This is a genomic window from Mycobacterium sp. NPDC003449, from assembly GCF_053588415.1.
On record NZ_JBSFPX010000306.1, the window covers coordinates 1 to 5,208 of the forward strand.

The following is a 5,208-nucleotide window of genomic DNA, read 5'->3' on the forward strand; positions in this document are numbered from 1 at the left end:
GTGCCGATGGCACCGCCGATGGCGATGAGCTGGATGTGCCGGTTGGACAGCTGCCGGGAAAGGTGCCGGCCCTCGCCGGTGGGGAGCGGAGACGCCGACTCGGGCGTGGCGGTTTCACTGGACAGGGACATGTCATCCTCACGGATCTCAGGCGCGGTGGGGCGCGGGCCATGCGCCTCCCCGCTCTGTCCCTTGACCTGAGAGTTTTCGCGTGCCGTCCGGGTGCGGACGACGTGCTTGCCCCGTCGGTGAGCCGGAACTGGATGGTCCGGCTGCTTTCCAGAGGTGCCTAGTCGCGGCGATACCGGTGCCTGAGAGATTCCTGGGGAGGATTTGCTCCTGCGGCGCCCGCCTGCATGTCTGACGGGACTCTCCCGCCGCGACTCAGTGGCATGTTGAATTGTGTGAGCCGTCGCTCCGTGCCGGGAGTGTGGCCCGTGTCACGGTAGCAGCTGTCCCTGAAATTGCGTAGTCGCGGTCCTTCAGGCCTCCGGTCAACCGCGGTCAGCTGACCACCGAACGCGGCGGATCGGCGAACAGCGTTCGAAGCGTGGTCGCGCGGTTGCGTTCGGCGTGGTCGGCGGCGAGCTTCTGCGCGGTACCGGCATCCTGGTCGGCGATCGCGTCGACCAGCTCGTGGTGATCGCCGGACACGGTGTGCGGGTCGGGGATCTGGCGGACCAGCCACTGCACCCGGTACAGGATGGGCGCCATGATCTCGCCGAGCGTCCGGTTGTGTGAGGCCGTCACCAGCAGCTGATGAAACAACGCATTCGCATCGTGGGCGGCCACGGTGTCACCGCGTTCGGCGGCGCGGTCGGCGGTGTCGGCGGCACTGCGCAGCGCGGCGATGTCGTCGTCGGTCCGATTGTCGGCTGCCTCCCGGCACGCCATGGCCTCAAGGGCCTGGCGGATGTCGAAGAGTTCGCTGACGTCGCGTTCGGTCCAGCCGCGAACCACCAGACTGCGAGTCTTGCGGACCTCGAGGAAGCCCTCGGCCCGCAGCGCCTGCAGCGCCTCGCGGGCCGGCAACCGGGATACCCCGTAGGCCTCGGCGATATCGCGTTCGACCAGGCGGTAGCCGGGCGGGTAGCGGCCCCGGATGACGTCGGCCCGCAAGGCATCGAGCAGCCGGCCACGCAACAGCAGGTTGGTGGCCGAAACATCGGATGGGGTCGCGGACATGGTGTCCTCAGCTTAGCCATGGGCATGGCCGCCGACGGAGCGTCAGCGGCCGACGGAATCGGGTCGTGTCGGCTGCCCGAACGGATACCGGGCGCGGAACTCGTCGGCCGCGGCCGCCATCGTGACGAACTCGACGTTGTCGAAGCTCGCCCACCGATCCAGCAGCCGTTCCAGCATCAGCAGCACTTGGGGGCGTCCCGACACGTCGGGGTGCAGCGTCATCGGGATCACCGCATAGTCGAGTTCCCGGTACACCCAGTCGAATTGGTCGTTCCACAGCTGCTCGATGTCGCGCGGATTGACGAATCCGTGGGAGTTCGGGTGGTTCTTGATGAACATCATCGGAGGCAGGTCGTCGACATACCAGTTGCCGCAGAACTCGACGAGGTCGATCTCCTGACCGTGTTTGAGCGGTTTCATCCAGTGCGCGGCCGGCTTCGTGGTGTCGATCGGCGTCCACTCGTCGCCCACCCTGGCGTAGAACGGGACGAAGTCGTTGTAGTTCTGCGAATGGTCGTAGGAGAAGCCGTAATCGCCGAGGATCGAGGCGGTATTCTCACTCAGCTCCCACCACGGCGCGACGTAGCCCTTGGGTCGCGCGCCGGTGAGCTGCTCGACGAGCGTGACGCTCTTCTCCATCACATCGCGTTCCTGCTCCAGCGACAGGGACAGCGGGTTCTCGTGGCTGTAGCCGTGCGCCCCGATCTCATGCCCGGCCTCCACGCACATCTGCGCCTGCTTGGGGAAGGTCTCCAGGGAGTGGCCAGGCCAGAACCAGGTGGACACGAGGTTGCGACGCTCCAGCAGTTTGAGCAGCCGTGGCACACCCACCTCACCGGCGAAAACGCCGCGCTGCATGTCATTCGGCGAATCCTGGCCGCCGTAGGAGCCCAGCCAGCCTGCGCAGGAGTCGACGTCGATACCGACACTGATCTGAATCTTCTTGTCTGCCATGATGCTCCCGTCTCAGTTCGTCTTCAGCAGTACCGCGAGGGCCTCGCGCGCATCGTCCATCGCGGCCAGATCATCGCTCGTCCAGGGCCGCTCGGAGATACTGTGCGCCGACAACCAGGCCGCGAGCTCGCCGCCGCGTTCCACCGGACCCAACGTCTGCGCGCTGACACCGTAGACCTCGCACAGGGCCTGCGGAGGATGCGGCGGTTCGACGAATGCCGGTTGCACCAACAGCTTGCGGTGCTCGTCGAGCCACCTCACCGTCTCCAGACCGCGTTGATCCAGCGATGGGTCATGCTGGATGGATCGCACACCGGGGGCGCAGGATTCGGCGGCGCACAGGTCCACCTGCAGACCCAGCGTCGCGTCGTCGATCCGCGCGGTGGTGCGATCGCAGCCGGTGCGTTCCCGAAGTTCGGTGACGATCCGTTGCACGCGATGCCGGAACGCCCCCTGACTCAACAGCAGACCCGCGCCGGGAATGCGCGCATCGGCGCCTGCGGTCTCCAGCGCCCACCACAGGGTGGCGGCGATGCTGTCGATCAGCGGGATACCGAGCTTGCCCTCGACCTCACCGGCCACCGCGGAACCGTCGACGTTGGTGCAGATCAACGCCGTCGCGTGCGGTGCGGGCGTGCCCTGCGCCACCTGCGCGGCCGCCACCACGAGTTCGGCCACCGCATCGGGCGGCTGGGCGCCGAAGGACAGATTGTCGCTCAGTTCCCACTCGGCATGCGATACGAGCTCGACCCCGTGCCGGGCGTACTCGGCGATGATGGCCTCGACGACGTCGCCGGTGTAGGGCGTAGCGCAGGCCAGCGTGGTCACCCCGAAATCCTGACACGCCTGCAGGATCGCCAGCGTGGATGTGGTCGCCGGAATGCCGGTGGCCTCGGTGATCGCCGCGCAGATCTGCCGGTCGTGCTCGACGCCGAGCCAGGACCCGGCGGTGCCGTTCCAGGCGATGCAGTCGACCTCGGCGTCGGCCAGCAGCCGTGCGGCGGCGAGCATGGTATCAACGTCGAACGATGCACCACCACCGCCGATGGTGATGGCCTGCACGGGAATCCGGGTGTAGTGCACGGTAACGTCGGTGCGGTCGGACAGCAGCCGGGTGGTGGCAGGCTCGAGTGCGGTGTTCGACGAAGGAACGATCATGCCGATGCGGGTCATACTGCAGCTCCGTTCGTGGTGGGGGCAGGGATGGCCTTGGGGGCCAGCCGTTTCGCGTAGTCGAGGACGAGGACCGCGGTGGTCATGATCAGTCCGGCGCCCACGAAGTACAGCAGTGCCCAGGTGTAGCCGCCGGTGGCGCCGACGATGAACCCGACGGCCATCGGGGTGACGAACCCGGAGATGTTGCCGGCCAGGTTCATCGCGCCACCAAGGATGCCCGCGTCCTCCCGCCCGCCGAGGATGGCCGGCACCGACCAGAACAGGCCGACCCAGCGCAGGAAGAACAACACGGCCGACAGCAGCACGATCGCGGCGATCGGCCCTGGCATGAGCACCACGCCCACCAGGCCCGCGACCACGCACACCCCGGCGAAGCCCAGCAGGGACCGCATGACGCGGTTGGTCGGGTACCCCTGCTCCTTGAGACGGTCGGCGAGCTGGCCGCCGATGATCTCGCCGACGAAGCCTGCGCCGAAGATGACAAAGGTGGACCAGCCGATGGCGTTCAGGTCGAAACCCTTGCTCTCCGAGAGGAACAGCGGGCCCCAGGTGAGCAGGCCGTAGAACACGCCGTTGAATCCCAGCCAGCCCAGGCACATCGCCCAGAAGCTGCGGTACTTCATATAGTGGACCAGCCCGGCCCGCTTACCCGTCGATTGATGGCGGGCGCTCTCCTCGTCATGCGCGGCGGTGAGGTACTCCCGCTCGGCGTCGTTGACCTTGGGGTGTTCCTGCGGGGTGTCGCGGATGGCTCGCCACGCCCAGATGCCCAGGAGCATCGTGACCGCGCCCGCGGCGATGAAGGCCCACCGCCAGCTGCCGGTCGCCGCGATCAGCCCGGCGATCGCGATACCCCCGATCGCCGACCCCAACGGCGCACCGGCGTCGAGAATCGTCGCGCCCCGGCCGCGTTCCTTCTCGGTGAGGAAGGCGGCGTTGAGTTTGCCGCCGGCGGGCATGATGGGGGCCTCGGCGATGCCGATGGCGCCGCGCGCGACGGCCATAGTGGCGATGTTGGGTGCCATGCCGGATACGGCGGTCGCGGCGCCCCATCCGGTGCAGGCCGCGGTGATGAGTTTGCGCGGGCCGAACCGGTCGATCAGCCAGCCGGCCGGGATCTGCATGGCCGCGTAGGCCCAGAAGAACGCCGACAGCAGGATGCCGGTGACCTCCGCGCTGATGTGGAAGTCCTCTTTGATCGCGGGCAGTGCCACGGACAACGACCCGCGGTCGACGTAGTTGACCGTTACGAGGAGGAGAAGCAGGGCGAACATGCGCCAACGGGTGTTGGACATCCGATCTTCCTTCGTCTGGTATACCAAGGTGGTATGCCAAACAACTTAAGGCTGCCGGGGCTCCAGGACAAGGCCCGGACGTAACCAATTCGTAAACGATGCGACCAGCCGATCGAGGTGCGGTGAACCGATCACACGATGTGCGGACCATCTGGGGCACCGGAGGCAACTTTCCCGTCGACGGCAGCGCCCCGCCCCGCGAGCCGCAGCTGTTCGTCAAGAACACCCACGCGGTGATCGGGCCCGGTGAACCCCTGCGGCTGACCGGCAGCGTCGCGAAACGGGTTGTCGCCGAAGGGGAGTTGGCGGTCGTCATCGGGGATCGGTGTCGGGGCCTGTTCACCCCGGAACAGGCGCGATCGCACATCGCCGGATACTGCGTCGCCAACGACGTCACATCCCGTGACCTGCAGGAGATCGACGATCACTGGTCGCGGGCCAAAGGGCTCGACGGCTTCTGTCCGTTGGGCGTCGACCTGGTGGCGCCGGGTGATATGCCCGCCTGGGACGAGGTGCTCATCAGGACCTGGGTCGATGGGCGGCTGGTGCAGGCCGAGCCGGTGTCCGCGGCCCATGTCGGCCCCGAAGACCTGGTCTG

At 67.3% G+C, this 5,208-nt stretch carries 5 protein-coding genes and 1 riboswitch; of the genes, 1 reads left to right on the plus strand and 4 read right to left on the minus strand.

All coding sequences use genetic code 11. The annotated features are described in order from the left end of the window. Positions 1-289 precede the first annotated feature (289 nt). Positions 290-387, minus strand: a riboswitch (glycine riboswitch). Between the two features lie 117 nt (positions 388-504). From ACWDTP_RS37150 to ACWDTP_RS37165, 4 genes are read right to left on the minus strand one after another with little or no spacing between them, the layout of a single operon-like run. Beyond that, a complete protein-coding gene (locus tag ACWDTP_RS37150; protein WP_450028216.1) occupies positions 505-1,185 on the minus strand; it encodes a GntR family transcriptional regulator in 681 nt (226 codons plus the stop codon). A gap of 42 nt (positions 1,186-1,227) precedes the next feature. Further along, positions 1,228-2,139, minus strand: coding sequence for a polysaccharide deacetylase family protein (locus tag ACWDTP_RS37155; protein WP_450028217.1), 912 nt, complete (start codon positions 2,137-2,139; stop codon positions 1,228-1,230). A gap of 12 nt (positions 2,140-2,151) precedes the next feature. After that, positions 2,152-3,312 (minus strand): maleate cis-trans isomerase family protein, encoded by a 1,161-nt coding sequence (locus ACWDTP_RS37160; RefSeq protein WP_450028218.1) that lies wholly within the window; start codon positions 3,310-3,312, stop codon positions 2,152-2,154. After that, entirely contained in the window at positions 3,309-4,610 is a 1,302-nt protein-coding gene (locus ACWDTP_RS37165) for an MFS transporter (RefSeq protein ID WP_450028219.1), read from the minus strand. Before ACWDTP_RS37165 ends, ACWDTP_RS37160 begins: the two co-directional genes overlap by 4 nt. A 122-nt stretch (positions 4,611-4,732) precedes the next feature. Between ACWDTP_RS37165 and ACWDTP_RS37170 the strand changes: the two genes are divergently transcribed. Continuing rightward, a partial coding sequence (locus tag ACWDTP_RS37170; protein WP_450028220.1) for a fumarylacetoacetate hydrolase family protein occupies positions 4,733-5,208 on the plus strand: 476 nt, incomplete at its 3' end.

Excerpts from the sequence above, each read along its gene's own strand:
- ACWDTP_RS37155 (WP_450028217.1), bottom strand. The coding sequence starts at position 2,139 with ATGGCAGACAAGAAGATTCAGATCAGTGTCGGTATCGACGTCGACTCC.
- ACWDTP_RS37150 (WP_450028216.1), bottom strand. The coding sequence starts at position 1,185 with ATGTCCGCGACCCCATCCGATGTTTCGGCCACCAACCTGCTGTTGCGT.
- ACWDTP_RS37160 (WP_450028218.1), bottom strand. The coding sequence starts at position 3,312 with ATGACCCGCATCGGCATGATCGTTCCTTCGTCGAACACCGCACTCGAG.
- ACWDTP_RS37165 (WP_450028219.1), bottom strand. The coding sequence starts at position 4,610 with ATGTCCAACACCCGTTGGCGCATGTTCGCCCTGCTTCTCCTCCTCGTA.